This is a genomic window from Rhodococcus tibetensis (assembly GCF_024438035.1).
GTDB lineage: Bacteria > Actinomycetota > Actinomycetes > Mycobacteriales > Mycobacteriaceae > Rhodococcus_F > Rhodococcus_F tibetensis.
This window is the reverse complement of sequence record NZ_JANFQF010000004.1, coordinates 220,362-246,729: the sequence shown is the minus strand read 5'-3', so window position 1 is coordinate 246,729 and position 26,368 is coordinate 220,362. Positions and strand designations below refer to the sequence as shown.

The following is a 26,368-nucleotide window of genomic DNA, read 5'->3' as shown; positions in this document are numbered from 1 at the left end:
GCCGCGGATGTCCGGACTGCGGCGAGCCGATGTTACCGTGCCCGCGCCCTGAAGCAGCAGTCGGGATGCGGCTCGAATTCCGCGGCATCCGCGGCTGTGCGTTCTGGTCGTCACAAGCCTGTTGCGGCGCGCGGTGTGGGATGCCGCGGCCGCGGGTACCTCTGCAGTCAGCCGTCGTCGTCACGGGATTGCAAAGGACAGCAGTTCGTGGAGGGAGCAAGGTGAGCAATCAGCAACCAGGTCCGGATCCGGAGGATGCACCCGCACTCGAAAGAGGCGGTGGCGCTCCCGCGGGTGACACACCACCCGACGCGGGACAGACCTCAGGTCTATCTCATCCTCAACCGATGCCGGGGCGCACACTGCCAGTACTCACCTTCGTATTGGTCGGCCTACTGATCCTCGGGATCGCGGCCTTTTTCGTCGCGCGCGTGTTCGCGCTGTTCGACTGAAGTGACTTCCGGTCGCCTCTCGTCGGCACGCGCTTCGCCGGCCTGCGCTTCGTCGGCGACGAGTTCGTAACGTCGCCCGTAGGTTTCGACCAGGGCTTGGATCGCCGCGACCACGGGGACAGAGATCAGCGCACCGACCGCTCCGAACAACGACGCACCGACGATGACCGATCCGAACGCGACCGCAGGGTGGATCGAGACAGTTCGCGAGGTGATACGCGGGTGGAGGATGTAATTTTCCACCTGCTGATAGACCGTTCCGAATGCCACCACCCACACGCCGTCCATCGGCTGCGCTGCCGCCGCGATGATCGCCGGCAAGGCGATTGCGAGATACGTGCCCAGGGTGGGGACGAACTGCGAGACGACCCCCGTCCACAACGCGAGCGGTAGCCAATACGGGACGCCGATGAGCACGAGGAAGACTCCGGTGGAGACTGCGCTCACCGCGGCGAGGATCAGCCGCGACACCATGTATCCCCCGGTCTTCTCGACCGATATTTCCCAGACCGTGGAGATGACGCGCTGTTGCCGCGCCGGAAACCAGCTCGAGATCGTACGGCGAAGTGTGGGGCCCTGCGCCGACATGTAGAACACGAACAACAGCAACGTCAGCATCTGGAACACGACGCCGAGTAGTGACGACAAGACGCCCAGAACCCCTGGGGTGAAACGCTGCGCAAGGTCACGGATGGTGTCGGGGGTGAGATGAATCAGGTCGTCACCCGTCGCGAAATCCGTGTCGAGAACGCGATTGGACCACTCGGTGACCGAGGAGAGCGCGCCCGGAAGGGCCTTCAGCAGCTGGGCGAGCTGCTGGGCGAGGAGCGTTCCGAACAGAGCCAGGAATCCGATGGCGGCGACGAACAGAGCGAACAGGACCAGTCCGGTGGCGGCGCCCCGGCGCACACCCCGCGAGGCCATCCAATCGACGACAGGCTCGATGGTGATGCTGAACAACCACGCGAGGAACAGCAACCCCAGAAAGCCTCGCAGGTTGTGGAACAGCCAGCCCGACATCTGGTAGGCGGCCACTGCGAGGAGAACGTAGAAGATGGCCGGTCGCAGCCACCGCGGGGCGTCGCGCGAACCGATGCGTCCGGCCGACCCGGTCCCCTCTGCCTGGCCGCCGTCCTCACTCATCGCACACCCCGCGGTCGATTTGCTGTCGATACAGCGGGAATGTACTCGCCTGGGACGCACACCGATCCGGATTCACCCCGAGCACAGCAGAAACCCCCGCCCGGAAGAACGGGGCGGGGGTTTCGGTGCTCCCCCGGCTGGACTCGAACCAGCAACCGTCCGATTAACAGTCGGAAGCTCTGCCAATTGAGCTACAGGGGATTATTCTGCTGTGCTTCGCCGTTCCCGGCGACGCCTGAGAAACTGTAGCGCATAGCCCTACCCCAGTACCAAATCGGCTGCCTGTCGACCTATCAGGCAGGATGGAGAAGGTCGATGTGCACCGGGAGGAAGCGGGAATGATGCGGTTGTTGATCGGTATCGCGGCTGGGTACGTGCTGGGTACGCGAGCGGGACGTGCACGCTACGAACAGATCAGCCGGGCAACGAGGGCTGTGGCCACGAGCCCGGCCACCAAAAAGGTATTGCAGGTGTCCCGTCAGAAGCTGTCCGATTCGCTGAACACGCAGCCGAAGCTCGAGCCGATGAAGCCGATCGACGAGGACACCACGGTGTTCGTTCCCCACGATCAGTTGAAGAACCGGTGAGCGCAGCCGGCGGTCAGCCGGCCATCCCGTCCCTGGTGGTGTCGCCGATCGCCTGATCGAGGAGGCTGCGGCGGTATTGCTCCAGGGCGACGAGGTCGCCGAGCAGGGAGTGGAATTCGTCCGACTCGGTGGCCGGGGAGATGCGCTGCAGCTTGGACTTCAGCTCGGCCACCTGCTCCCCCACCCACACCTCCTGCAGGCGTGCGAGTACTCCGGAGATGTATCGGGGAACTCGGTCTTCTTCGGCGGGAAGTGGCTCGACGGCGAGTTCGGACACCAGCGATGCCGCTGTGATGTCGCCCACTCCCCGGCTGACGGCGTCGACCCACTCGCCTCCGCCGAGGCCTGCACTCGTTCCACCGGCGGCGATCATCGCTTCGCGGATCATCACGTACGCCGGGTGTGTGAAGGTCTCGACGGGCAGCGAGTCGAAGACCGTGCCGGCGATCGACGGGTACTGGAGCGCGCTCTTGAGAGCATCTCGCTGGGTCCAGAGGGTCGGGTCGTTGGGCCTGGGGCGCTGAATGCCGACGGGCAGCGCAGAGGCCTCGGCGGCGCCCTCTCGGGCCGCCTGCCGACGCGGTGGGGCGGGCACCGACCCGCGGGTCGACGCATGCTTACGTGCTTCGCTGTTCACTCGTTCGCGAATGTACGGAATGTTGTTCCAGCCCACCCAGCCGTCCAACTGCGTGGCATAGCTGTCCCGGAGCGTCTTTTCCTTGATCTGCCCGACCACGGGCACCGCCCGACGCAACGCCTCGGCCCGGCCGTCGGCCGTATCCATATCGATCTCGGCGAGGATCGATTTGATGACGAACTCGAACAGTGGGGTGCGCCGGGCCACGAGATCGCGGACGGCGGCGTCTCCGGACTTCTGACGGAGTTCGCAGGGATCCATACCTTCCGGCGCGATCGCAACGTACGTCTGCCCTGCGACCTTCTGATCCCCTTGAAAGGCCTTCATGGCAGCAGCTTGGCCGGCCGCATCACCATCGAAGGTGTAGATGATCTCACCGCGATGAAAACTGTCGTCCATCATCAATCGACGCAACATCGACAGATGTTCTTCACCGAACGCGGTTCCGCAGGCGGCAACGGCCGTTTTCACCCCCGCCATGTGCATCGCCATCACATCGGTGTAGCCCTCGACCACGACGGCCTGATGCCCTTTGGCGATGTCGCGCTTGGCGACATCCAGACCGAAGAGCACCTGAGACTTCTTGTACAGCATGGTTTCCGGGGTGTTGACGTACTTACCCGGCATCGTGTCGTCGTCGAAGAGCTTGCGTGCACCGAAGCCGATGACGTCTCCGGACAGGTTGCGGATCGGCCAGAGCAGGCGACGATGGAAGCGGTCGATGTGACCGCGGCGACCGGCCTTCGACAAGCCCGCCGCCTCGAGTTCCTTGACCTCGAAACCCTTGCCCAGCAGATGCTTCGTGAGGACATCCCAGCCGTCGGGCGCGTAACCGCAACCGAACTGCTGCGCGGCGTGTGCGTCGAAATTGCGCTCCGTCAGGTAGTCGCGGGCAGCCTGCGCGTCCGGTTCCTGCAGACGCGCGGCATAGAACTCCTGGGCGGCCGCATTGGCCGCCACCAGTCGCGCGCGAGTGCCGCGGTCTCGTTGGACCGAGGTGCCGCCACCCTCGTAGGAGATCGAATAGTTCAGGCGGTCGGCCAACTGCTCGACGGCCTCGACGAAGCTGATGTGGTCGATCTTCTGCAGGAACGAGTAGACGTCACCGCCTTCACCACAACCGAAGCAGTGATAGTGGCCGTGGTTGGGCCGAACATGGAACGACGGCGACTTCTCGTCGTGAAACGGGCACAGGCCCTTCATCGAGTCACCCCCGGCACGTTTGAGGGACACGTACTCCCCCACAATGTCCTCGATGCGGGTGCGCTCGCGAATGGCCGCAACGTCTCGATCAGGGATTCGGCCAGCCACGGCACACAGTCTAGGCGCTCCGGTGGGGGCGCAATTTTCGACTCGGAATCAGCAGTTCGGCGGCGCGGGTATCCCTGCGAACCGGTCACCGAGGTAGCTGACGCCGGCCCCACCCGTTTTACGTCAGCCCCAGCTCGCTTGCGCCCCCAGGCTGGCCTTGTCGACGCGTTCGAGCCTGCTCTCGGTGTAGGAGGCGATCTGGTCGACGATCACCCGGACCCGCGCGGAATCGTCACCGGCCTTGTCCCACGCGGGCAACAGCAGGGGGTCGAGCCCCGCCGGAGCGGTGGCCAGGAGCCATTCGGCCACTCGGTGAATCCGGTCACGCTGGCGATCCTGACGCGCCTTGTGGCCGGAGTCGGACATCACGTAGTACAGCGCGACGGTTTTCAGAAGTGCCACTTCGGAGGCCACCACCGGGGGGATCACCAGGTCGGCGTCATACCGGGCCAGCGGCTCGTCGCCGTTCACCGCGCGCGTGCCGCTGATCGCGGCTATGGCGAATCGGCCGACCAATTCACTGGTCAGATTTTTCAAGGCGACGGCGCTGGTCAGCGTGCCGTCGTAGCTGCCGACGCCCACCACCACAGGCAGGAGGCTGAGCCGATGCGCCGCCTCGACGAGATCATCGACGATCAGCCCGGGGAACTCGGAAACACCCAGTTCGGCCAGCGCCCGCTGTTCCACAGGATCGGCGAGGGAACGCAGGTCGATGCGGCCGGCGATCACACCGTCCTCGACGTCGTGAACGGAATACGCCACATCGTCGGCCCAGTCCATCACCTGGGCCTCGAGGCATCGACGGTTGTCCGGTGCACCCTCGCGCACCCAGATCAACACCTCGGCGTCGTCGTCGTACGCCCCGAACTTGGCACCTGGGCGGGGTCTCGTCCACGGGTACTTGATGGCCGCATCCAGTGCCGCGCGCGTGAGATTGAGTCCGGCGCTGTTGCCTGAAGGATCGAGGACCTTCGGCTCGAGGTTGGTGAGGATGCGCAGGTTCTGGGCGTTGCCTTCGAAGCCGCCGCAGTTCGCCGCGACCTCGTCGAGTGCTTTCTCACCATTGTGGCCGTAAGGCGGGTGGCCGATGTCGTGCGCGAGTCCGGCCAGATCCACCAGATCGGGGTCGCACCCGAGTCCGTCCGCGATCCCGCGGCCGATCTGCGCCACCTCGATCGAATGGGTCAACCGGGTACGGGGTGTGTCACCGTCCCTCGGCCCCACCACCTGAGTCTTGTCCGCGAGCCGGCGCAACGCAGCCGAGTGCTGCACGCGCGCGCGGTCCCGGGAGAAATCGGAACGGTGCTGGGCTGCCGCGATCCGACTCCCCGGCAGGCCGGCCCGCTTGGGCGGCTCGGAGACGCGCCGCGCGACGTCGTGGGTCGAGTATCCGGCCATCATTGTCCTGCCGTGTAGGGGAAGTCCGCGGAGAAGTGGGTGAGCTGGTACCAGATCAAGGCTCCGGTCTCCCGGGCGATCCCGTGTAACTGCGATTCTCGCGTGAAGACGGCCGGGCCCTGACGGGTGGGGGCCGTCCAGGCGTCGAGTCCGGCGTCGCGCGCCATCGTGCGGGTGCGCAGTGAATGCCACGGGTCGCTGACCAGAACCGCCGAGTTGATGCCCTGCTCCCCCATGGTCTCGCTGACCGCCTCGATGCTCAGCAGAGTGTCCGACCCCTCCTCGACTGCGGTGATGCTGTCGGCGGGGACGCCGCGCGAGATCAGATAGTTCTTGCCCGACGCCGCCTCCGTGTACTCGTCACCCTCCTGCTTTCCGCCAACGGTGATGACCTCGGGGGCCACGCCCTGTTCGTAGAGCTTGTAGGCCTGTTCGAGTCGGGCCTCGAACACCGACGACGGCGTCCCCGAGTACTGCGCGGCTCCCAATACGACTATGGCGTCGGCGATGGAGACGTCGTCGATCCGGGCCACCTGCCACACCCGGACTGCCGTGCCGAAGACGAGGGCGACGGCGACCAGGACCACTCCGACGATCACCCGGCGGGTCCACCGCGCCAACGTGCCGACGAACCCCAGGTGCGCCTCGGGGCGCGGCAGGTCGTGGCGTTCGCGGCTCGGTGCAGTATTCACTCCCCGATTCTGCCAGCTGCCGTCGAAGTGTCCCGGTGACGACTCGCCACACCGGATAGATTTGCTGCCATGCCACTCGCATCGCCACTCGAGCTCGAACAGTTGCCGTCGTCCCGTCGACGATTTTCCGCTGCGCGTGCTCTACGGTTCTCGGCCCTCGCTGCGGTCGCAGCCGTCCTGACTGTGGTGACGATCCTGTGGGGACCGGCGGTCGCGTCGGCCGATGCACCCTTCCGGTTGCCCACTCAGCTCACGGACAACGTGGGCGTGCTGGACGACGATCAGCGAGCCGAGGTCGAGGCCGCGATCGATCAGCTCTATGACGAGCACAAGGTGCGGTTGTGGGTTGTCTACGTATCCGACTTCGACGGTCTCGGCGCAGGACCGTGGGCTGATCGCACAGCCCAGGCATCCTCGCTCGGTGACCGTGACGCGCTGTTGGCAGTCGCCACCGTCGACCGCGAATACACCCTCATCGCCTCGGACAGCCTCGAAGAGATCACGAGCACTGAAGCGGAGAGCATCCGCGTCGACGCGGTCGAACCCGCTCTGCGCGAGGATGACTGGTCGGGTGGTGCGATTGCCGCGGCGGGAGGCCTCGGCGATGCGATGAGCGCGAGCGGCGGAATGTCGGTGCGCTCGCTGCTCATCGGCGGCGGCGTGGTGGCCGCCTGCGTCGGCGGAGTCGTCCTGTACTCCCGGAAGAAGAAGAACGACCGGGCCGAGGACGCCGTCGCGGCCGCGAGGAACATCGACCCCGCGGACACCAACGCACTGGCGGCCCTGTCGCTGCCCACTCTGGACGAGCGCGCCAAGGAAATTCTGGTCGACACCGACAACGCGCTGCGCACCAGCCGAGAAGAACTCGACCTCGCCCGCGGCGAGTTCGGGGAACAGTCGACGGCGTCGTTCACGGCGGCCTTCGAGAAGGCGGAGGCTGCTCTGGCCACCGCCTTCACCGTGCGCCAACGACTCGACGACGCGATTCCCGAGACTTCTGAGCAGCAGCGGGAGATGCTGATCGACATCATTTCCTCCTGCGGCCGGGCGGATCGTGAACTCGACGAACGGGTCCAGGAGTTCGACGGTCTGCGGAATCTGCTGATCACTGCGCCTGAGCGCCTCGACGCGCTGACTCGCGACATCATCGCGGCGACTGTCCGCATTCCGGAGTCCACCCGCACACTCGAGGCTCTGCAGACGCAGTTCCCGGCCGAGACGCTAGCGTCCATCTCCACCAATGTGACAATGGTGCAGGAACGGTTGGCGTTCGCGGAGCAAGCAGTGAGCGAGGCGCGCGACGCCGTCGCCCTCCCGCCGGGAAAGCAGGGACCGGCCGTCTCGGCGATCCGCCGGGCAGAGGGAGCACTCGAGCAGGCCCGGACATTGCTCGACGCCGTCGATCATGCAGCCGAGAACATCCGCCATGCGATCGCGGCCTTGCCAGCGGCGATCAGCGACATCGAGGCCGGTATCGCCACTTCCGCCCAGTTCACCGAGCAGGGTGGTAACCCACTTTCCTCGACCCGGGCCGCGGCCGAGACCGCGCTCGAAGCGGCACACACCTCGAAGGACACCGATCCGCTCGGCACCTTCACCGCAATCGTCAAGGCCGACGCCGAACTCGACGCCGTCCTGGCAGCGGCCCAGGAATCCCGCCGGCAGACCGAACGCGCCCAGCAGCGCCTCGACCAGAACGTGGTGGCAGCGCAGTCACAGGTGACTGCGGCCGCGGATTTCATCGGCACCCGACGCGGAGCGATCGGTGCGGAGGCCAGGACCCGGCTGACCGAGGCACAGCGTCATCTCGCCGCCGCGCATCAGGTGCGGGACACCGATGTCTCCCGTGCCCTGCAGCATGCGCAGGCCGCTTCGGCTCTCGCCGTCGACGCCCTGAGTATTGCTCGAAACGACGTGCAGGACTGGGAGTCTCGTCAAGGTCCCGGACCCGGGGCCGGCGGGAATGTCGCAGGCGCGGTCCTCGGCGGAATACTGATCGACAGCGTCATGCGGGGCGGATTCAGCGGTGGCCGGAGCTGGGGAGGCCGCAGTTCCCGTGGCGGTTTCGGTGGCGGTAGTTTCGGTGGCGGGCCGGGCTCCTTCGGTGGTCCGCGCAGCTCCGGCCGGATCAGCGGAGGCGGCCGGTTCTGACCTTCCGCGGGCCTACTCGACGTCGCTGCACGAGCGGGTACCACCGGACCCGAACAGGGCTACCGCGAGTCCCAGAAAGCCTGCGCTCCCCACCATCAACGCACCACATAACAGCACATCACTCATCGGTGCCCCCTTTCGTCTGTCACAAGTGGAAGCAGATCCCGGTGCGGTTGCGAAACGGTCGCACCGGGGATCTGCCCACCATTCCTCGAATCTCTGATCAGCAGCCGAGAAGGCGCTGAGCCAGGTAGCCCTCCACCTGGTCGAGCGCGACTCGCTCCTGAGTCATCGAATCACGCTCACGCACGGTGACCGCATGGTCCTCGAGGGTGTCGAAGTCGACCGTGATGCAAAACGGTGTACCGATCTCGTCCTGTCGACGGTAGCGGCGACCGATGGCGCCGGCGTCGTCGAACTCGACGTTCCAGTTCTGCCGAAGCGTCGCGGCCAGATCCTTGGCCTTGGGCGTCAGATCGGCATTGCGGGAGAGCGGCAACACCGCGGCCTTCACCGGCGCGAGACGGCGGTCGAGCCGCAGCACCGTCCGCTTGTCGACTCCGCCCTTGGCGTTGGGCGCCTCGTCCTCGGTGTAGGAGTCGACGAGGAAGGCCATCAGGGACCGGGTGAGGCCGGCTGCCGGTTCGATGACGTACGGCGTGTACCGGTCACCGCTGGCCTGGTCGTAGTAGCTGAGATCGGTGCCCGAGTGCTTCGAGTGGGTCGAGAGATCGAAGTCGGTGCGGTTGGCCACACCCTCGAGCTCGCCCCACTCGCTGCCCTGGAAGTGGAACCGATACTCGATATCGACGGTCCGCTTGGAGTAGTGCGACAGCTTGTCCTGTGTGTGCTCGTACAGACGCAGGTTGTCCTTGTTGATGCCCAGGCCCGTGTACCAGTCCATGCGGTAGTCGATCCAGTACTGGTGCCACTCTTCGTCCTCGCCGGGCTTGACGAAGAATTCCATCTCCATCTGCTCGAACTCGCGGGTGCGGAAGATGAAGTTTCCGGGCGTGATCTCGTTGCGGAAGCTCTTGCCGATCTGGCCGATACCGAACGGCGGCTTCTTGCGGGACGTGGTGAGCACGTTCGCGAAGTTCACGAAGATGCCCTGCGCGGTCTCCGGGCGGAGGTAGTGCATGCCCTCTTCGCTCTCGACCGGGCCGAGGTACGTCTTGAGCATCATGTTGAAGTCACGGGGTTCGGTCCAGCGGCCCACTGTGCCGCAGTCGGGGCACGCGATGACGTCCATGGTGACGTCGTCGGGATTGTCGAGGCCCTTCTTCTCTGCATACGCCTCCTGCAGGTGGTCCTGACGGTGACGCTTGTGGCAGTTGAGACACTCGACCAACGGGTCGTTGAACACGCCGACGTGGCCGGACGCCACCCACACCTCACGCGGGAGAATCACCGACGAGTCGAGACCGACGACGTCCTCGCGGCTGGTGACCATGTTGCGCCACCACTGCTTCTTGATGTTGTCCTTGAGTTCGACACCCAAGGGGCCGTAATCCCAGGCCGACTTCGTGCCTCCGTAGATCTCACCGCACGGATAGACGAGGCCACGACGCTTCGCCAGGTTGACGACGGTTTCGACTTTGGATTTCGGTGCCACTCGAGTGCTCTCCATCTGGGTAATAGATGCATGGTTACGTGCAGTTTTCGGGTCCCAGCCTATCTGTCCGTTTCCGTCCGCTTCACCCACCCGGTTGACATGCGTATTCATGCATATCAAAATGGAATCGATTTGCAATAAGATGGTCGATGAGCTGGCCGAGGGTACTCCCCGACCATTCTGTCGCTTCGTGTCCGGAAATACCGAAGGAGATCCGCTGTGAGCGTGACCGATACCGGCGATCTTCATCCGTTCGACACCGCCCCGCCCGCCCCTGTGCCGTCGAAGGAGACATTGGCAGCGGCAGGTGACATCCTGCGCGCACTCGCTGCGCCGGTACGGATCGCCATCGTTCTCCAGCTCCGCGAATCGGAGCGCTGCGTGCACGAACTCGTCGGCGCGCTGGGAGTCACCCAACCACTGATCAGCCAGCACCTTCGCGTGTTGAAGGCTGCGGGCGTGGTGCGCGGCGAACGCACCGGCCGCGAGGTTCTCTACCGCCTGGTGGACGACCACCTCGCGCACATCGTCGTGGACGCCGTCGCGCACGCCGAGGAAGGATGATTGTGTCGACCCAGAACGCCGAGCAACGCAAACCTGTGGTCGTCGGAGTGCGCGCCACCAAGCAGCGCAGCGCGATCTCCGCCCTCCTCGACGACATCGAGGAATTCCGCTCGGCGCAGGAGCTGCACGACGAACTCCGTAAGCGCGGCGAGGGCATCGGCCTCACCACCGTCTACCGCACACTGCAGACGCTGGCCGACGCCGGAACAGTCGATGTCCTGCGGACGGACACGGGCGAATCGGTGTACCGCAGGTGCTCGTCGGGGCACCATCATCACCTCGTCTGCCGTACTTGCGGCTACACCGTCGAGGTCGAAGGACCGACCGTGGAGCAGTGGTCGCAGTCGATCGCCGAGTCCCACGGCTTTTCCGACGTCAGCCACACCGTCGAGATCTTCGGCCTTTGCAAGGACTGCACTACGTCGCGGTGAGCGTCAGGGGATCAGTCCCTGCCGGGCCGTGTCCGCGCCGGACAGAGCCAGAAGCAGCATCGTGGTGAGTGCCTCGTCCTCGAGACCGGCCGCAGGAAACGTGTAGCGCAGGATGACGTCGGCGAGTCTGCCGTGTCCGAACACAGCGATCGAGCCGAACTGGAGCGCGCTGTTTCGTTCGGCCACCTTCTTGTGCAGCGCCGCACTGACGGGACGATCCCAGGCGAGGACACACGTCATCGACAACACGTCCAGTCCCTCGGTCAGGGTCATCGCGCTGATCGAGCACAGCGCACCGGCGTACTCGAAACCGAGCGAGCCGTCGTCCGCCCGGTCGACCGTTGCGAAATGGGCCAGCGCCGATTCTGCGCGCGCCAAGAGCGCCGGCGCACCGTCGGCGGTCACTTGACGCCACCGAATCTGCGGTCGCGGGAGGCATATTCGACGCAGGCCGCCCACAGATCACGCCGGTCGAAATCGGGAAACAGCTTTTCCTGATAGACCATTTCCGCGTAGGCGGACTGCCAGATCAGAAAATTGGAGGTTCGTTGCTCACCGGACGGCCGCAGGAAGAGATCGACGTCCGGCATGTCGGACTCGTCGAGGTACCGGGCCACCGTCGCCTCCGTGATCTTCTCCGGATCGAGTTGTCCTGCAGCCACCCGACGCGCGATTTCCTTCGTCGCGTCGGCGATCTCGGCGCGCCCGCCGTAATTGACGCACATGGTCAGGTTCATCACCGTGTTGTGCTTCGTCAACTCCTCGGCGATCTCGAGTTCCTTGATGACGCTGCGCCACAACCGTGGTCGCCGTCCTGCCCACCGCACGCGGACACCCATCTCGTGCATCTCGTCGCGGCGGCGGCGGATCACGTCACGGTTGAAGCCCATCAGGAATCGCACCTCTTCCGGACTGCGCTTCCAGTTCTCCGTCGAGAACGCATACGCCGAGAGCCATTCGACGCCCATCTCGATGCATCCGCAGACCGCGTCCATCAACACGGCCTCGCCGCGTTCGTGCCCCGCAGTCCGGGGCAGTCCCCGTTCCTGCGCCCAGCGGCCGTTCCCGTCCATCACCAGTGCGATGTGCCGAGGTATCAGTTCGGTCTGCAGGCCCGGGGGCCGGGCACCCGACGGATGCGGGTCCGGCGGCCGAATCCGGCGGTCGGCCGCAGAGTCAAGCGGAGTTCGAGGTTCGCGTCGTCGAATCACGGTCCCCATCCTGCCTGACCGAATTCTCCGGCCCCACGGCCGGATGCGGACGGGCCCGTTCGATCAGGGGAAGGGTGCGGAGCTGCCGTTCGAGGTGCCACTGCAGATGCGCGGCGACGAGGCCGCTGGCCTGACTGCGCAGCGGTGCCGCCACGTCCTCGGTTTGCGCCCAGTCTCCACGGAACAGCGCGTCCATCAGTGACAGCACTCCGGGCGACGGGGTGGCCGCACCGGGCGGGCGGCAGTGCGTACACACTGCGCCCCCAGCGGACACATGGAATGCCCGGTGGGGTCCGGGTGCGCTGCACCGCGCGCACTCGTCCAGCGCGGGCGCCCACCCCGCATACCCCATGGCCCTGAGCAGGAAGGCATCGAGAATCAGCTCACACGGCCGATGATGTTCCGCAACGGCGCGCAGCGCACCCACAGTCAGGCGGTGCAATTGCAGCGCAGGGGCGCGCTCCTCACCGGCGAGCCGCTCGGCGGTTTCGAGGATCGCGCACGCGGTGGTGTACCGGGAGTAATCGTCGACGATGTCGGTGGCGAACGCGTCGACCGTCTGCACCTGGGTGACGATGTCGAGGTTGCGGCCCGGGTAGAGCTGCACGTCGATGTGGGCGAACGGCTCGAGCCTGGCCCCGAACTTGGACTTCGTGCGGCGCACACCCTTGGCGACCGCGCGCACGAGACCGTGCTGGCGGGTGAGGAGTGTGACGATACGATCGGCCTCACCCAGCTTGTGCTGGCGCAGGACCACCGCGTTGTCTCGATACAACCTCACCGGTCCAGTCTCCCACGTCGAGGCGACCACATTCCGCAGGCCGAGCCGCGTACGACGGTCAGGGCTCGGTGCGTCCGTCGCGCACGGCGTCGACGACGTCGCGGACTCCGGCGATGACGAGTTGCGGTTGCTCGATGTTGATGTTGTGGCCGCTGTTCGTGTTCGCGACGTGCGTGGCACCCGGAACGAGTTGGGCCAAATCCTCCTGCGCCTTCGGCTGCACGTCGTCGAGGGCCGGGCCGTAGCCGGGATCGATGTCGGCGGGGAGGCTCCCGTTCGCGATGCCCTCTGCGATCTGTGGCGCCACTGAGCGGTCGGCGGAGAGGACGACGAGAGGCATGGGCCGGATCGGTTCGGCGGCGCGGATCTCGTCGAAGCTGCGCTCGAAGTCGACGCGCTCGAGGTCCGGGTACTCGTCGAGACTGTCCTGTTGCGGGGTGTTGAGCCGCAGAAACTCCTGGAACTGTTCCGGGGGCAGGAGTGTCTGCAGCTCCTCCGACTGCGCGTCGATCAGCACGAGGCCCGCCACCTCGTCGGGATGGGTACCGGCGAAGAGTCTCGCGATCTGACCACCATAGGAGTGGGCGGCCAGAACATAGGGACCGGACCCGGCCTCGTCTGTGGTGCCCAGCAGCGACTGGAGATCGGCGACCGCGTCCGTGGTGGTGATCGGCTGCGGGACCGGGTCGCTGCGGCTCAATGCGTCCCCGCTCAGGACGACTCCCGGCCGATCGTACGAGCAGACCCGCGTGAACTCGGCGGCTCCGCCGAAGGCCGAGGTGCTCGCGGGATCGGCCGTCGCCGTCCACTGATCGGCGCCGAACCGGAGACCGGACACGAACACCACGGTCGGTGTGCCTGTGCCCGCACACTCGAGGTAGATGTTCCGACCCCCGCCGATGTCGACTGTGCCAGCGAAATCCTCGCTCGCGCCGCCGCCCGTTCCGCACGCGGCAACGAGCACCACCACCCCGACAGCGGAGAACCACCCCGATACCCGCTGCCACAGCGACACCGCACACCTCGCAACGCTTCTGGGAAACGCACAGCGCTTCCGGGTGATCCATACCCTTATCTCCCCTGATCAAACCCGGGGGCCGCACAGCGTGCGGACTGCGATCTCCCGGGAAGCCAGTGCGGGCTGCAATCACCGGTCGTGAGCGGGGTCACCTCGCCCGGTCACACCTGGAACCGGTAGCCCATCCCGGCCTCGGTGATGAGGTGACGCGGGTGGGACGGGTCGTCCTCGAGTTTGCGTCTCAGCTGCGCCAGGTACACCCGCAGGTAGTGGGTCTCGGTGGCGTACGCCGGACCCCACACCTCCCGCAGCAGCTCCTTCTGCCCCACCAGCTTGCCCTTGTTGCGCACGAGCATCTCGAGCATCCCCCACTCGGTCGGCGTCAGGTGCACCTCGGCCCCCGCTCGGCGCACCGTCTTCGCCGCCAGATCGACCGTGAACGAATCCGTTTCCACCACAGGTTCACTCGTGTCGACGGCCGTCGTCGCCCGGCGGGCGGCCGCACGCACCCGCGCCAGGAACTCGTCCATCCCGAACGGCTTGGTGACGTAGTCGTCGGCGCCGGCGTCGAGGGCCTCCACCTTGTCCGCGGAGTCGGTCCGCGCCGACAGCACGATCACCGGTGCGGGGCACCACCCGCGGAGGCCGGCGAGCACCTCGGTGCCGTCCATGTCGGGTAGCCCGAGGTCGAGCACGATCACGTCCGGTGGTCGCTCGGCCGCGGCGCGCAGGGCGGCGGCACCGGAAGCTGCCGTCACGACGTCGTATCCGCGCACACTCAGATTGATCCGCAGGGCGCGGAGAATCTGCGGTTCGTCGTCGACGACGAGAACTCTCGTCATGGATGCTCCCCTCCCGCCCCGGCCAATTCCACCACCATTGTCAGACCACCGCCGGGGGTGTCGGTGGCGCTGATGGTCCCGCCCATCGCGTCGACGAATCCGCGGACGACGGACAGCCCGAGCCCGACTCCCGTGGTCGTGTCGCGGTCCCCCAGCCGCTGGAACGGGGCGAACATCTCGTCTGCCCGCCCACGCGGAATTCCCGGCCCCGTGTCGGCGACGGTGACGACGGCGCGGTCGCCCACCGCCGCGGCACCGACCCGGATCACGGAGTCCTCACCGTAGCGGAGTGCGTTGTCGATCAGATTCGCGAGCACCCGCTCGAGCAGGCCCGAATCCGCCATCGCCGCGACCGTTCCGACGTCGACCTCCACCCGTTCCCGGGCCCGGGTACCGGTCCGGCCGCCGATTCCCAGACCCACCAGCGCCCGGTGCACCACCTCGTCGAGGTACACCGGCCGCAGTGTCGGGGTCACCACTCCCGCCGCGAGACGGGAGGAATCGAGCAAGTTGCCCACGAGAGAGGTCAGGACGTCGGCCGATTCCTCGATGGTCGCGAGCAGTTCGGCGGTGTCCTCAGGGGAGAAGTCGACGTCGTCGCTGCGCAGACTGGACGCGGCGGCCTTGACCGCCGCCAGCGGTGTCCGGAGGTCGTGGCTGACGGCGGAGAGCAGCGACCGCCGCAGCCGGTCGGCCTCGGCCAGGGCCTGCGCCTGGCCCGCTTCCTGCGCGAGCTCGGACTGGCGAATCATGCCGACCGCCTGGTTGGCGACGGCGAGCAGCACGCGACGGTCCCGGGCGTGCAGTTCGCTACCGCGCAGGGCGAGCGCGTACTCCCCTTCCCGCACCTCGCAGACCGTGTCGGCGTCGTCGATGCTCTCCGGTGGGTGCGGCCCGACGGACCCCACCGGACCGCGGTCCCGGTGCAACACGCTGACCGAATCCTGGCCGTAGGTCTCGCGCACCTTCTCGAGCAGCGTGTCGAGATCAGCTCCGCGCAGTACCGATCCGGCAAACAGTGCCAGCAACTCGGCTTCCTGCGACGCCCGGCGGGCTTCCCGTGAACGCTTGGCGGCCGCGTCGACCAGGACCGCGACGGCAACCGCCACCACGAGCAGCACCACCGTGGTGATGAAGTTGTCCGGCTCCGCGATGGTGAAGCTCCGCACCGGCGGCGTGAAGAAGTAGTTGAGGAACAGACCCGAGATCAGCGCGGAGAACGCTGCGGGCGCCACACCGCCGAGCAGCGAGACGAGCAGCACCACGATGAAGAACAGGGCCCCCTCCCCGTCCAATCCGAGCCGCCGGTCGACGGCACTCATCACCAGCGTGGCCACCGACGGGACGAGGACGGCGGCGATCCAGGCGATCGCCGTGCGCGAACGGGATCCCACCGGCGACAAGCGCCTCGGACGGTGGGATTCGCCGTGCGTCACCATGTGCACGTCGATCGACCCGGACTGTTGCACCACGCTCGCGCCGATGCCCTCGTCGAGGATGCGCGCCCATCTCGATCTTCGCGACGTCCCGAGCACCAGCTGCGTGGCATTTGCCGTCCGGGCGAAGTCGAGCAGCGTAGTCGGCACGTCGTCGCCGACGACGCTGTGCAGGCTCGCTCCGATGTTCGCGGCGAGAGTGCGCACCTTGCCCATCTCCGGCGCCGAGACACCCGCGAGGCCGTCGCCGCGCACCACGTGCACGACGATCAGCTCGGCGCTGGATCTCGACGCGATCCGGCCGGCGCGCCGAAGCAGCGTCTCCGATTCCGGTCCGCCCGTCACCGCGACCACCACCCGTTCCCGGGCCTCCCATGTATCGGTGATCTTGTTCTCCGCACGATATTTCGCGAGCGCCGCATCCACCTGATCGGCCACCCACAGCAAGGCGAGCTCGCGTAGTGCGGTGAGGTTTCCCTTCCGGAAGTAGCTGCTCAGCGCCGCGTCGACCTTCTCCGCGGCATAGATGTTGCCGTGGGACAGCCTGCGGCGCAAAGCCTCCGGAGTAATGTCGACCAATTCGACCTGAGTGGCGGCTCGCACCACCTCGTCGGGAACCGTCTCCTGCTGCACCACGCCGGTGATCTGCTGGACGACGTCGTTGAGGCTTTCGAGGTGCTGGACGTTGAGCGTCGAGAGGATGTCGATCCCTGCGGCGAGAAGTAACTCCACGTCCTGCCAGCGTTTCTCGTGGACGCTGCCCGGCGTATTCGTATGCGCGAGCTCGTCGACGAGGACAAGCGCCGGTCTACGGGCCAGCACCGCCTCGACATCGAGTTCCCGGCCGACCATGCCCCGGTAGGCGATCAGCTTGGGCGGAATCAGCTCGAGGTCGCCGAGTTGCGCTGCCGTGCGGTCGCGGCCGTGGGTCTCCACCACGGCCGCGACAACGTCGCACCCCCGCTCCCGGCGGCGGTGCGCCTCACCGAGCATCGCGAACGTCTTGCCGACACCTGGTGAGGCACCGAGGTAAATGCGCAGTTCACCGCGTCGGCGTTCGACTTCAAGGCGCTCGCCGTCGGTTCCGATACCACTCACCTCGCCATCATCCACCAGCGGTCGGGGCCGTGCACTCAGGAGCGGTCAGACCGAGGGCCAGGTTCAGTTCGAGGACATTCACCCGTTCCTCACCGAGGAAGCCGAGTTGCCTTCCCTCGGTGTTCGCATCGACCAGTTGCCGGACCCGGGTCTCGCTGAGACCGTTCACTGCCGCCACCCTCGGCACCTGCAACGCCGCGTACGCGGGACCGATGTGCGGGTCGATGCCCGAGCCGGACCCGGTGACCGCGTCCGCCGGTACCTCGGAGGGGTCCACCCCTTCCCGGGTCGCGATCGCCGCCCGCCGGTCGGCGATGAACGTCGCCAGGATCGCACTGCTCGGACCCTGGTTGGTGGGCAGAGCGGCGGCGGGGTCGCCCGGCGCGAACGGATCCTGTTCGGCCACCGACCCGGTGACCCGGTTGTGGAAGAACGGATCCGGCTCCCCCGCAGGCACCTGTGGGTCGACACCGACCCACCGGCTCCCGACGACGCACCCGGTGCTGTCGCGCACCGGAGACCCCTCGGCCGCTCCGGCGCCGATCCTGCTCACCCCCCACACGGCGGCGGGATAGAGCACACCGAGGACTGCCGTGAGTGCGAGCAGGACGAGTAGTCCGGCCCAGGTCTGCCGGAGCAGGCCGATGAGAAATCGCATGCGGGATCACCCAATTCCGGGAATGAGACGGACGACGAGGTCGATGAGCCAAATACCGGCGAACGGCGTGATCACACCGCCGAGACCGTAAATCAGCAGGTTGCGGCCCAGTAGCGACGACGCCGACGACGGACGGTAGCGAACGCCCTTCAACGACAACGGGATCAGCGCGACGATCACCACGGCGTTGAAGATCACCGCCGACAGGATGGCCGATTCCGGGGTGGCCAGCCGCATGATGTTCAACGTGTCCAGCTGCGGATAGATGCCGCTGAACAGGGCGGGAAGAATCGCGAAGTACTTGGCCAGGTCGTTGGCAAGCGAGAACGTGGTGAGCGCACCGCGGGTGATGAGCAGCTGCTTGCCGATCTCCACCACCTCGATGAGCTTGGTGGGATCCGAATCGAGATCCACCATGTTCCCGGCTTCCTTCGCCGCGGACGTCCCGGTGTTCATCGCCACCCCGACATCCGCCTGGGCCAGCGCCGGGGCGTCGTTGGTGCCGTCCCCGGTCATCGCGACGAGTCGGCCACCCTCCTGTTCCCTACGGATCAGCGCGAGCTTGTCCTCGGGGGTCGCCTCGGCCATGAAGTCGTCGACTCCGGCCTCGGCCGCGATGGCCTTCGCGGTCAACGGGTTGTCGCCGGTGATCATCACCGTGCGAATCCCCATGGCCCGCAGTTCCGCGAACCTCTCCGCGATGCCCGGTTTCACCACGTCCGACAGCGCGATCACGCCGAGGACGGTCGCTGCGTCTCCGTGGACGGCGGCCACCACCAGCGGCGTCCCCCCGGCCTGCGCGATCTGGTTCACACTGTCGGTGACCGCGGGCGCCGCGCGAGCGCCGAGCGCCTGCACCCAGGTCAGCACCGCGTCGCTTGCGCCCTTGCGGATCCGGGCGCCGTCGATGTCGAGTCCGCTCATCCGGGTCTGCGCCGTGAACGGCACGAACTCCGCCGCTCTCTCCGCCTCGGACGGTGCCGGGTCCAACCCGAAGTCGCGGGCACACAGGTCCACGATGCTGCGACCCTCGGGCGTGCCGTCCGCGAGGCTGGACAACCGTGCGGCCGTGGCCAACTCGATCGCGGAAACCCCCGGTGCGGGATGCAGCGCCGTGGCCTGCCGGTTGCCGAACGTGATGGTGCCGGTCTTGTCCATCAGCAGGGTGTCGATGTCGCCGGCCGCCTCCACCGCCCGCCCCGACATCGCCAGGACGTTCCGCTGCACCAGCCGGTCCATCCCGGCGATGCCGATGGCCGAGAGCAGGGCCCCGATCGTGGTCGGGATCAGGCACACCAGCAGCGCGATCAGCTTGATCGGATCCTGCTCCTGGCCCGCGTACAGGCCCATCGGACCGATCGCGACGACGGCCAGCAGGAAGATGATCGTCAGCGACGCCAGCAGGATGTTCAGCGCGATCTCGTTCGGCGTCTTCTGCCGCGCCGCCCCCTCCACGAGGGCGATCATCCGGTCCACGAACGACTGTCCGGGGGCCGCGGTGATGCGCACGACGATCCGGTCGGACAGCACGGTCGTGCCACCGGTGACGGCACACCGGTCGCCGCCGGATTCGCGGACGACGGGTGCCGATTCGCCGGTGATGGCCGACTCGTCCACGGTCGCAATGCCGTCGACGACGTCACCGTCGCCGGGTATCACCTCCCCCGCCTCGACGACGACCCGGTCGCCGACGGTGAGTTCGGTACCCGCGACCGACTCCACCCGACCACTCGCCGTGATCCGGTGGGCGACCGTGTCCTGCTTCACCTTCCGCAGGCTCGCCGCCTGCGCCTTGCCCCGGCCCTCCGCGACCGACTCGGCCAGATTCGCGAACAACACGGTGAACCACAGCCAGGCGACGACGGCCCAGGAGAACACCGACGGGTCGGCGACGGCCATGACCGTGGTGACGACGGAGCCGACGAACACCACGAACATCACCGGGTTGCGGGCGAGGTGCCGGGGGTCGAGTTTGCGCAGGGCGCCCGGTAGCGCCGTCACCAGCTGGGCGGGGCTGAAGATTCCCGCTTTCACGGGTGCCGGGCCGTGGCCGCCCTCGGGCGTCGTGGTCGCCGCCCCGGTCGCCGGACGACTGGTCACGTTTACACTCACTGCAGAGCCTCCGCGATCGGTCCCAGCGCGAGGGCCGGGAAGAATGTCAACGCCGCGACGAGCACGACGGTGCCGGTGAGGAGCCCGGTGAACATCGGGCCCGCCGTCGGCAGGGTTCCGGCGCCTGCGGCCGTCTTCTTCTGCGACGCCAGGGATCCGGCGAGCGCGAGGACGAAGATGATGGGCAGGAACCGGCCGAACAGCATGCACAGGCCGAGAGCGGTCTGGAACCAGTCGCTCGTCACCGTCAGCCCGCCGAACGCACTACCGTTGTTGTTCGAGGCCGACGCGAACGCGTACAGCACTTCCGAGAATCCGTGGATGGATCCGGGACTTCCCGGGTCGCCGCTGTTGCCCTGGTAACTGGTGGTCGAGGACAGAATCACGGTGATTCCGGTCCCGATCAGGACCAGCGCCGGCATCACCAGAACGGACAGGGCGGCGAGGGTGATCTCCCGCTGCCGCAGCTTCTTGCCGAGGTATTCGGGTGTGCGGCCGACGAGGAGTCCACCGACGAAGACGGCGATCAGAGCGAGGACGAGAATTCCGTAGAGCCCGGTGCCGACACCGCCGGGCGCGATCTCGCCGAGCAGCATGTTGAGCAGAACGGCTCCGCCGCCGAGCGGCGACAGGCTGTCGTGCGCCGAATTCACCGCGCCCGTGGACGTTCCGGTGGTGCTCACGGCGAACAGTGCCGTTCCCGGGATTCCGAAACGCACCTCCTTGCCCTCCATCATCGCGCCCGCGGCGGTGGCGGCGACGCCGCGCCGACCCGACTCCGCGGCCAGCGTGACCGCGAGGAGCGATCCCCACAGGATGCCCATCACGGCGAGCAGGGTCAGACCCTGCTTGCGGTCGCCGACCATGCTGCCGAATGTGCGGGTGAGCGAGACCGGGATCAGCAGGATCGCGAGGATCTCGACGATGTTGCTGATCGGCGTCGGGTTCTCGAACGGGTGCGCCGAATTGGCGGCGAGGATCCCGCCGCCGTTGGTGCCGAGTTCCTTGATCGCTTCCTGCGAGGCGACGGGTGCGAGTGCGTTGGTGACGGAGTTGCCGTCCAGACCGGTGGACGCGAAGCCCGGGTCGAAGGACTGGATCACGCCCTGGCTCAGCAAAATCAGCGCGATCACGAAGGAGAACGGCAGCAGAATCCGCAGGCTGCCCCGGGTGAGGTCCACCCAGAAGTTGCCGATCTCACCGCCGCGCGACACCCGGACGAACCCGCGGATCAGCGCCACCACGACGGCCATGCCCACCGCTGCGGACACGAAGTTCTGCACGGCGAGCCCGACCGGCTGGGTCAGGTTGCTCATCGTGGTCTCGGGCGCATACGACTGCCAGTTGGTGTTCGTCACGAACGACACGGCCGTGTTGAACGCCACCGCGGGACTGACCCCGGAGAGGTCCCCGGACAGCGGCAGCACTCCCTGGATGCGCTGCAGGGCGTAGAGGAACAGCACACTCGCCGCGGAGAATCCCAGCACGCTGCCCGCGTAGCCGTACCAGGTCTGCTCGGTGTGGGGGTTGATGCGGCACAGGCGGTACAGGACGGATTCGACCCGCAGGTGACGTCGTGATTCGTACACGCGCGCCATGTAGTCGCCCACCGGCACGTATGCGACCGCGAGTACCGCGAGGACGAAGGCGACCTGCAGTCCGGCCGCCAGGGCAGGCGTCATCAGAACCGCTCCGGGTCGATGAGCGCGATCAGGAGGTACACGACGAGCGCGGCGGCGATAGCGACGAGCGCGACCGCGAGTATTCCGGCGCCCGTCATTTCACGCGTCCGGTCTGCAGGGCACGGAGAACGACCGCGCAACAGGCGAATCCGCCGAGGACGAGCGCGACGTAGGCCACATCGGCCATGTGAGGATCCCTCTTCGTACTGATCCTGCGGTTCAGCGCAGGCATGACACCCCACGGTTGTGGGGTGTCATGCCAGCATCACGCCGGATCTCGGCGAAAGAGGCGGCGCTGACGAAGCGCTTACGGGACTCCTCCGGCTCTTGACGCTTTCCTTACGCGGTCCGGGTCAGCCGCGACACGGACGCGGGCACAGGCGTGCCGCTCGCCACCCACGGCGCCGGGACGGGCGCGCCGGCGACCGACCGAACCGGGACCACGCCGGCCCACGCGCTGCTGGTTTCGGTGGGTTCGCCCGGCGGTGCGTCCCGCACCTTGACGGTCCACTGGCCCGGCGTGATCGGGAGGGCGAGGGCCAGTGTCGCGGCGAGTTCCTTGCGCCGGTGCCCCCGGACCTCGGTGCTGCGGCCGGGGATCAGCACGTCCGACAGCGCGTTCAGTGCGTCGGCGGATTCGTCTTCGCCGAGGGTGACGAGGTTGCCCCGCACCACCGCCGAACGGTAGTTGGCGGACGAGTCGAACAGGGTGTCCGCGACGACGATTCCGTCGAGCATCGCGACGCACAGCGCCGCCGGTGCGCCCGCCGCCACCTGCCGCAGCGCGCCGGCCCCGGTGGAGCCGTGCAGCAAAATCCTGTCGCCGTCGCGGGCGTACAGCATCGGCACGGCCCACGGCAGCCCGTCGACGACGGTGGCGAGGGTGCCCATTGGCGCGGCGTCGAGGACGGAGTCGAGTTGCGCGCGTTCGGTGCGGGCACGGTCGGGGTATCTCATGATCTTGTCCACGAGACCATCCTCACCCCTATGTGGATCATCGTCCAGATCCACAATCATCATTATCGCCAGACCAGTATTGTCGGGACCATGCCCCGGATCAGCCCCGAACTGCACCTGACGTTGCGGCTCCCCGACACCGACGCACCGCTGCGGCACCGCATCGCGGAGTCGATCCTCGACGAGATCCGCGTGGGTCGCCTGCGACCCGGCGACCCACTGCCCTCCACGCGGGCGCTGGCCGAACACCTGACGGTCGCGCGAGCGTCGGTGGTCGACGCCTACGACGAACTCTGCTCGTCCGGATACGCGAACGCCCGCGCCGGTTCCGGCACCCGGATCGCACCGGGCGCCGACGTGGCGGCCCGCGCCCACGTCGCCTCCCACGCGACCACGCCCACGTCGGATCGGGCCTCCTCCACAGCGCCCCCGAAGCCGGCGGCGCTGTGGGATCTCACTCCGGGCCACCCCGACCCTGCCCTGATCTCCACCGTCGACTGGCGCCGGGCGTGGCGGTCGGCGGCCGCCGCTGCCGTGACCTCGGACGTCCCGGGCCCGGGCGCGCACCCGGAGCTGCGACGGTCCCTCGCGGAACAGCTACGCCGGACCCGGGGGATCGCGGCACGCCCCGACGAACTGGTGATCGTTCCCGGAGTCGCCGCTGCGCTCCGCACCCTCGTAGCCGCAGCAGGACTCGGCGGCCGGGACGTGGTGTTCGAGGAGCCCGGCTACAGCCGGGCCCGCACCGTGCTCGACGGTTCGGGGGTGCGGACGCGCAGCGTGTCCGTGGACGGCGACGGACTCGACCCCGCCCTGCTGCGCGCCACCGACGCCGCGGCCTATTGCACGCCTGCCCATCAGTACCCGATGGGAGCCCGGATGCCGGTGGGCCGCAGGGCGCGGCTCGTGGCCGACGCCGCGGCCTCCGGAACGGTGATCATCGAGGACGACTACGACGGCGAGTTCCGCTACGACGTGTCGGCACTGCCCGCCCTGCGCAGCATCGACGGCGGGTCGGAATGCGTGGCGTACGTGGGCACGGCGTCAAAGGTCCTCACTCCCTCGATCCGGATGGCGTGGGTGATCGCCCCTCCGGCGCTCCGGCCGGGACTGGTCCGGGCCCTCGACGCGAGCGGTGAGGCGTGCTGCGCGGTCACCGCCCTCGCGCTGGCGCATTTCATCGACTCGGGTGCACTGTCACGGCACCTCGCCCGCGCCTCCCGCACCTACTCGGCCCGCCGGGCGGCCTTCGTCACCGCACTGCAGCAGCAACTGTCCGCGGTCGACACGGACGGTGCCGGGCTGGCCGGCATCGAGGCCGGTCTCCACGTCGTCCTGACGCTGCCCGGTTCCGTCGACGACGTCGCCTTGTCGGCTGAGCTGCAAGACCACGGTGTGACGGTCCCGAGCCTCGCCGATTACCGCACCACAGCGGGCGGCCCGCGGGGGCTGGTCTGCGGGTACGCCCGACTCCCCGAATCGCAGGCTCTCGGGGCGGCCGAGGCGATCGGGAGGGTGGTCCGCCAACACCTCGGCTGATACTGTTCGTTCGAACGAACAGTCACGGGAGGGGCGACATGAGTGCGGGACAACTGGACGATCGACGGCAGCGCGACAACGACGGGGAGCGGTCCCCGGGACTCGTCGAGCAGGCGCAGGCGCTGGCCTCCGGCGCCACCACGTCGGTGGCGGCCACCCGCGCCGCCCTCGACCGCATCGACGCGAGCCAGCCGACGCTCAACGCGTTCAAGGTGATTCGCCGGACCAAGGCACTGGCCGAAGCCGCCGAGGCCGACCGCCGGATCGCCGCCGGTGAGCGCCTGCCGCTGCTCGGGGTCCCGATCGCCGTGAAAGACGACGTCGACGTGGCCGGCGAACCGACCGCGTTCGGGTGCCCGGGCGACTTCCCGCCCGTGGCGCGCGACTCCGAGATGGTGCGGCGCCTGCGCGCCGCCGGTGCCGTCGTGGGCAAGACCAACAGTCCGGAGCTCGGACAGTGGCCGCTCACCGGCGGTCCCGCCTTCGGGTACACCCGCAATCCCTGGAACGGTGACCACACCCCCGGAGGGTCGTCCGGCGGCGCCGCGGCGGCCGTGTCCGCCGGTGTGGTGGCCGCGGCGATCGGTTCGGACGGCGCCGGGTCCATCCGCATCCCGGCCGCCTGGACCAACCTCGTCGGGATCAAGCCTCAACGCGGCCGAATCTCCACCTGGCCGGCAGCCGAGGCGTTCTACGGCCTCACCGTCAACGGCCCGCTGGCCCGGACCGTCGCCGACGCGGCGCTGCTTCTCGACGTGGCATCGGGACCGCACGAGGGCGACCTGCACACGCCCGCGCCGGTCACCGTCAGCGACGCCGTCGGTCGCGACCCCGGACCGCTGCGGAACGCGCTGTCGCTGCGGATCCCGTTCACCGCGACCCCCACCACGTTGCATCCCGAGGTCCGCCAGGGCGTCGCACGGATCGCCGAGGCGCTGCGCAGGCTCGGCCATCACGTCGTGGTGGACGACCCCGACTACGGAATCATGTTCGGGCTCGGCTTCCTCCCGCGGTCGATGGCCGGAATCGACGACTGGGTGCGGAAGGTCCCGGACCCCTCCCTCATAGACCCCCGCACGAAGGGCAACGCCAAGACCGGACGACTGTTGCGTGGGGCACCGCTATGGGTCGCCCGCGCCGCCGAGCCGAGGATGCAGCGACGGGTCGGGGTGATCTTCGACAAGTACGACCTCGTCCTCGCCCCGACCACAGCGACTCCCCCACCGAGGGTCGAGGGGATCGACGGCATCAGCTCGTGGGCCACGGACAAGGTGATCACCGCGGTCTGCCCGTACGCGTGGCCGTGGAACGTGCTGGGCTGGCCAGTGTGAACGTCCCGGCCGGGTTCACGTCCGGCAACCTGCCGACCGGAGCCCAGCTGATGGGACACGACGGCGCCGAGCCGTTGCTGGTGTCGGTTGCGGCCCAACTCGAGTCGGTGCTGCGTTGGGATCTGGAACGTCCCGAGAAGTGGTGGTGACCGATGGCTTCGACGGACGTTCGGAACCGCATCCTCGCAGCGGCGCTGCACATCGTCGGTACGGAAGGCATTCCCGGCGTGACCAATCGGCGAATCGCCGCGCAGGCCGGGGTGTCACTCGGCTCCATCACGTACCACTTCCCCACACAGACGGACCTGCTGCGCGCCGCGCTGTCCGGGTTCGTGACGGAGGAGACGCAGCGCCTGTCGGAGCTGGCGGAGGGATACCGGGACCAGGGGCTCAGCCTCGAGGACGCCGCGGCACTCACCGGGAAGGTCGCGAAGGATCTGGCGTTCTCCGCCGAGCGGATCGCCCCGTTCGAGCTGTACATCCAGGCGGGACGCGACCACGAGCTGCGGCAGGCCGCCGCCGAATGTTTCGCCGCGTACGACGATTTGACGGTGACGATCCTCACCGCCCTCGGCGTCCCCGACGCGGCATCCGTCGCCCCGACCATCGTCGCCACCATTGCCGGCCTGCAGCTCAGGAGACTCGCGACCGGAAGCGACGGCGATCAGGACTTCGCGACGTCGGTGCTCCTCCTGCTCAGGGCCGCCGCCCCGTGAGTGGTT

Annotated in this window: 23 protein-coding genes, 1 tRNA gene and 1 pseudogene; 8 read left to right on the top strand and 17 right to left on the bottom strand. The window is 67.7% G+C overall.

What is annotated here, in order from left to right:
• The first annotated feature begins 29 nt into the window (after window positions 1-29).
• Window positions 30-452, top strand: a complete 423-nt coding sequence (locus tag NOF53_RS27910) for a DUF6480 family protein (protein WP_374212575.1) — start codon at window positions 30-32, stop codon at window positions 450-452.
• Here the strand turns inward: NOF53_RS27910 and NOF53_RS06780 are convergent.
• Together NOF53_RS06780 and NOF53_RS06775 are read right to left on the bottom strand one after the other, a co-directional pair.
• On the bottom strand, window positions 393-1,595 hold the full coding sequence (locus NOF53_RS06780; RefSeq protein WP_255966604.1) for an AI-2E family transporter: 1,203 nt from the start codon (window positions 1,593-1,595) through the stop codon (window positions 393-395). The genes NOF53_RS27910 and NOF53_RS06780 overlap by 60 nt on opposite strands.
• A gap of 128 nt (window positions 1,596-1,723) precedes the next feature.
• Window positions 1,724-1,796 (bottom strand) — tRNA-Asn (locus tag NOF53_RS06775).
• A 137-nt stretch (window positions 1,797-1,933) separates the two neighbouring features.
• On the opposite strand from NOF53_RS06775, the gene NOF53_RS06770 reads away from it, so the two are divergent.
• Window positions 1,934-2,182 carry a hypothetical protein gene (locus NOF53_RS06770; RefSeq protein ID WP_255966731.1) on the top strand — a complete coding sequence of 83 codons (249 nt, stop codon included), beginning with the start codon at window positions 1,934-1,936 and terminating at the stop codon, window positions 2,180-2,182.
• A gap of 13 nt (window positions 2,183-2,195) precedes the next feature.
• Here NOF53_RS06770 and dnaG read toward each other — a convergent pair whose 3' ends face one another.
• The 3 genes from dnaG to NOF53_RS06755 form a co-directional block, all read right to left on the bottom strand.
• Complete coding sequence (gene dnaG / locus NOF53_RS06765; protein ID WP_255966603.1) at window positions 2,196-4,130, bottom strand: DNA primase; 1,935 nt, start codon at window positions 4,128-4,130, stop codon at window positions 2,196-2,198.
• A gap of 123 nt (window positions 4,131-4,253) precedes the next feature.
• A complete protein-coding gene (locus tag NOF53_RS06760; protein WP_255966602.1) occupies window positions 4,254-5,528 on the bottom strand; it encodes a deoxyguanosinetriphosphate triphosphohydrolase in 1,275 nt (424 codons plus the stop codon).
• Entirely contained in the window at window positions 5,528-6,220 is a 693-nt protein-coding gene (locus NOF53_RS06755; protein ID WP_255966601.1) for a YdcF family protein, read from the bottom strand. The genes NOF53_RS06760 and NOF53_RS06755 overlap by 1 nt, the downstream gene beginning before the upstream one ends.
• Window positions 6,221-6,289: 69 nt before the next feature.
• On the opposite strand from NOF53_RS06755, the gene NOF53_RS06750 reads away from it, so the two are divergent.
• Window positions 6,290-8,371, top strand: coding sequence for a TPM domain-containing protein (locus NOF53_RS06750; RefSeq protein ID WP_255966600.1), 2,082 nt, complete (start codon window positions 6,290-6,292; stop codon window positions 8,369-8,371).
• Between the two features lie 223 nt (window positions 8,372-8,594).
• Here the strand turns inward: NOF53_RS06750 and NOF53_RS06745 are convergent, their stop codons facing one another.
• Window positions 8,595-9,986, bottom strand: coding sequence for a glycine--tRNA ligase (locus NOF53_RS06745; protein WP_255966599.1), 1,392 nt, complete (start codon window positions 9,984-9,986; stop codon window positions 8,595-8,597).
• A gap of 219 nt (window positions 9,987-10,205) precedes the next feature.
• Between NOF53_RS06745 and NOF53_RS06740 the strand changes: the two genes are divergently transcribed.
• Together NOF53_RS06740 and NOF53_RS06735 are read left to right on the top strand one after the other, a co-directional pair.
• Window positions 10,206-10,550 carry an ArsR/SmtB family transcription factor gene (locus tag NOF53_RS06740; protein WP_159921489.1) on the top strand — a complete coding sequence of 115 codons (345 nt, stop codon included), beginning with the start codon at window positions 10,206-10,208 and terminating at the stop codon, window positions 10,548-10,550.
• Complete coding sequence (locus NOF53_RS06735; protein WP_255966598.1) at window positions 10,547-10,981, top strand: Fur family transcriptional regulator; 435 nt, start codon at window positions 10,547-10,549, stop codon at window positions 10,979-10,981. Before NOF53_RS06740 ends, NOF53_RS06735 begins: the two co-directional genes overlap by 4 nt.
• Before the next feature lie 3 nt (window positions 10,982-10,984).
• Here the strand turns inward: NOF53_RS06735 and NOF53_RS06730 are convergent, their stop codons facing one another.
• The 11 genes from NOF53_RS06730 to NOF53_RS06680 form a co-directional block, all read right to left on the bottom strand.
• Window positions 10,985-11,386: a hypothetical protein gene (locus tag NOF53_RS06730; RefSeq protein WP_255966597.1), complete on the bottom strand. Its 402-nt coding sequence runs from the start codon at window positions 11,384-11,386 to the stop codon at window positions 10,985-10,987.
• Window positions 11,383-12,192 (bottom strand): isoprenyl transferase, encoded by an 810-nt coding sequence (locus tag NOF53_RS06725; protein ID WP_255966595.1) that lies wholly within the window; start codon window positions 12,190-12,192, stop codon window positions 11,383-11,385. Before NOF53_RS06725 ends, NOF53_RS06730 begins: the two co-directional genes overlap by 4 nt.
• Complete coding sequence (gene recO / locus NOF53_RS06720; RefSeq protein WP_255966593.1) at window positions 12,158-12,973, bottom strand: DNA repair protein RecO; 816 nt, start codon at window positions 12,971-12,973, stop codon at window positions 12,158-12,160. Before recO ends, NOF53_RS06725 begins: the two co-directional genes overlap by 35 nt.
• A gap of 58 nt (window positions 12,974-13,031) precedes the next feature.
• A complete protein-coding gene (locus NOF53_RS06715; protein ID WP_305086580.1) occupies window positions 13,032-13,982 on the bottom strand; it encodes an alpha/beta fold hydrolase in 951 nt (316 codons plus the stop codon).
• A gap of 170 nt (window positions 13,983-14,152) precedes the next feature.
• Window positions 14,153-14,833, bottom strand: a complete 681-nt coding sequence (locus NOF53_RS06710; protein WP_005247902.1) for a response regulator — start codon at window positions 14,831-14,833, stop codon at window positions 14,153-14,155.
• A complete protein-coding gene (locus tag NOF53_RS06705; protein WP_255966590.1) occupies window positions 14,830-17,367 on the bottom strand; it encodes a DUF4118 domain-containing protein in 2,538 nt (845 codons plus the stop codon). Before NOF53_RS06705 ends, NOF53_RS06710 begins: the two co-directional genes overlap by 4 nt.
• Before the next feature lie 7 nt (window positions 17,368-17,374).
• The gene (locus tag NOF53_RS06700; protein WP_255966581.1) at window positions 17,375-18,025 is read right to left on the bottom strand and encodes a potassium-transporting ATPase subunit C; all 651 of its coding nucleotides are present in this window, start codon (window positions 18,023-18,025) and stop codon (window positions 17,375-17,377) included.
• Between the two features lie 6 nt (window positions 18,026-18,031).
• Entirely contained in the window at window positions 18,032-20,137 is a 2,106-nt protein-coding gene (gene kdpB, locus NOF53_RS06695; RefSeq protein ID WP_255966579.1) for a potassium-transporting ATPase subunit KdpB, read from the bottom strand.
• The gene (kdpA, locus tag NOF53_RS06690) at window positions 20,134-21,819 is read right to left on the bottom strand and encodes a potassium-transporting ATPase subunit KdpA (RefSeq protein WP_255966577.1); all 1,686 of its coding nucleotides are present in this window, start codon (window positions 21,817-21,819) and stop codon (window positions 20,134-20,136) included. Before kdpA ends, kdpB begins: the two co-directional genes overlap by 4 nt.
• Window positions 21,819-21,917 (bottom strand): potassium-transporting ATPase subunit F, encoded by a 99-nt coding sequence (locus NOF53_RS06685; RefSeq protein WP_005561976.1) that lies wholly within the window; start codon window positions 21,915-21,917, stop codon window positions 21,819-21,821. Before NOF53_RS06685 ends, kdpA begins: the two co-directional genes overlap by 1 nt.
• Window positions 21,918-22,158: 241 nt before the next feature.
• Window positions 22,159-22,788, bottom strand: a complete 630-nt coding sequence (locus NOF53_RS06680) for a pyridoxamine 5'-phosphate oxidase family protein (protein WP_255966575.1) — start codon at window positions 22,786-22,788, stop codon at window positions 22,159-22,161.
• Window positions 22,789-22,806: 18 nt separating this feature from the next.
• Between NOF53_RS06680 and pdxR the strand changes: the two genes are divergently transcribed.
• From pdxR to NOF53_RS06665, 3 genes and pseudogenes are all read left to right on the top strand, one after another.
• The gene (gene pdxR, locus NOF53_RS06675; RefSeq protein WP_255966573.1) at window positions 22,807-24,315 is read left to right on the top strand and encodes a MocR-like pyridoxine biosynthesis transcription factor PdxR; all 1,509 of its coding nucleotides are present in this window, start codon (window positions 22,807-22,809) and stop codon (window positions 24,313-24,315) included.
• Between the two features lie 38 nt (window positions 24,316-24,353).
• Window positions 24,354-25,795 (top strand): annotated as a pseudogene (locus tag NOF53_RS06670) (amidase).
• A 3-nt stretch (window positions 25,796-25,798) separates the two neighbouring features.
• A complete protein-coding gene (locus NOF53_RS06665; protein ID WP_255966571.1) occupies window positions 25,799-26,362 on the top strand; it encodes a TetR/AcrR family transcriptional regulator in 564 nt (187 codons plus the stop codon).
• Window positions 26,363-26,368 lie beyond the last annotated feature (6 nt).

Coding starts and splice junctions, on each gene's coding strand:
- NOF53_RS06700 (WP_255966581.1), bottom strand. CDS start 18,025: ATGCGATTTCTCATCGGCCTGCTCCGGCAGACCTGGGCCGGACTACTC.
- NOF53_RS06780 (WP_255966604.1), bottom strand. CDS start 1,595: ATGAGTGAGGACGGCGGCCAGGCAGAGGGGACCGGGTCGGCCGGACGC.
- pdxR (WP_255966573.1), top strand. CDS start 22,807: ATGTGGATCATCGTCCAGATCCACAATCATCATTATCGCCAGACCAGT.
- NOF53_RS06710 (WP_005247902.1), bottom strand. CDS start 14,833: ATGACGAGAGTTCTCGTCGTCGACGACGAACCGCAGATTCTCCGCGCC.
- kdpA (WP_255966577.1), bottom strand. CDS start 21,819: ATGACGCCTGCCCTGGCGGCCGGACTGCAGGTCGCCTTCGTCCTCGCG.
- NOF53_RS06770 (WP_255966731.1), top strand. CDS start 1,934: ATGATGCGGTTGTTGATCGGTATCGCGGCTGGGTACGTGCTGGGTACG.
- NOF53_RS06760 (WP_255966602.1), bottom strand. CDS start 5,528: ATGGCCGGATACTCGACCCACGACGTCGCGCGGCGCGTCTCCGAGCCG.
- NOF53_RS27910 (WP_374212575.1), top strand. CDS start 30: ATGTTACCGTGCCCGCGCCCTGAAGCAGCAGTCGGGATGCGGCTCGAA.
- NOF53_RS06685 (WP_005561976.1), bottom strand. CDS start 21,917: ATGACGGGCGCCGGAATACTCGCGGTCGCGCTCGTCGCTATCGCCGCC.
- NOF53_RS06665 (WP_255966571.1), top strand. CDS start 25,799: ATGGCTTCGACGGACGTTCGGAACCGCATCCTCGCAGCGGCGCTGCAC.
- NOF53_RS06750 (WP_255966600.1), top strand. CDS start 6,290: ATGCCACTCGCATCGCCACTCGAGCTCGAACAGTTGCCGTCGTCCCGT.
- NOF53_RS06735 (WP_255966598.1), top strand. CDS start 10,547: ATGATTGTGTCGACCCAGAACGCCGAGCAACGCAAACCTGTGGTCGTC.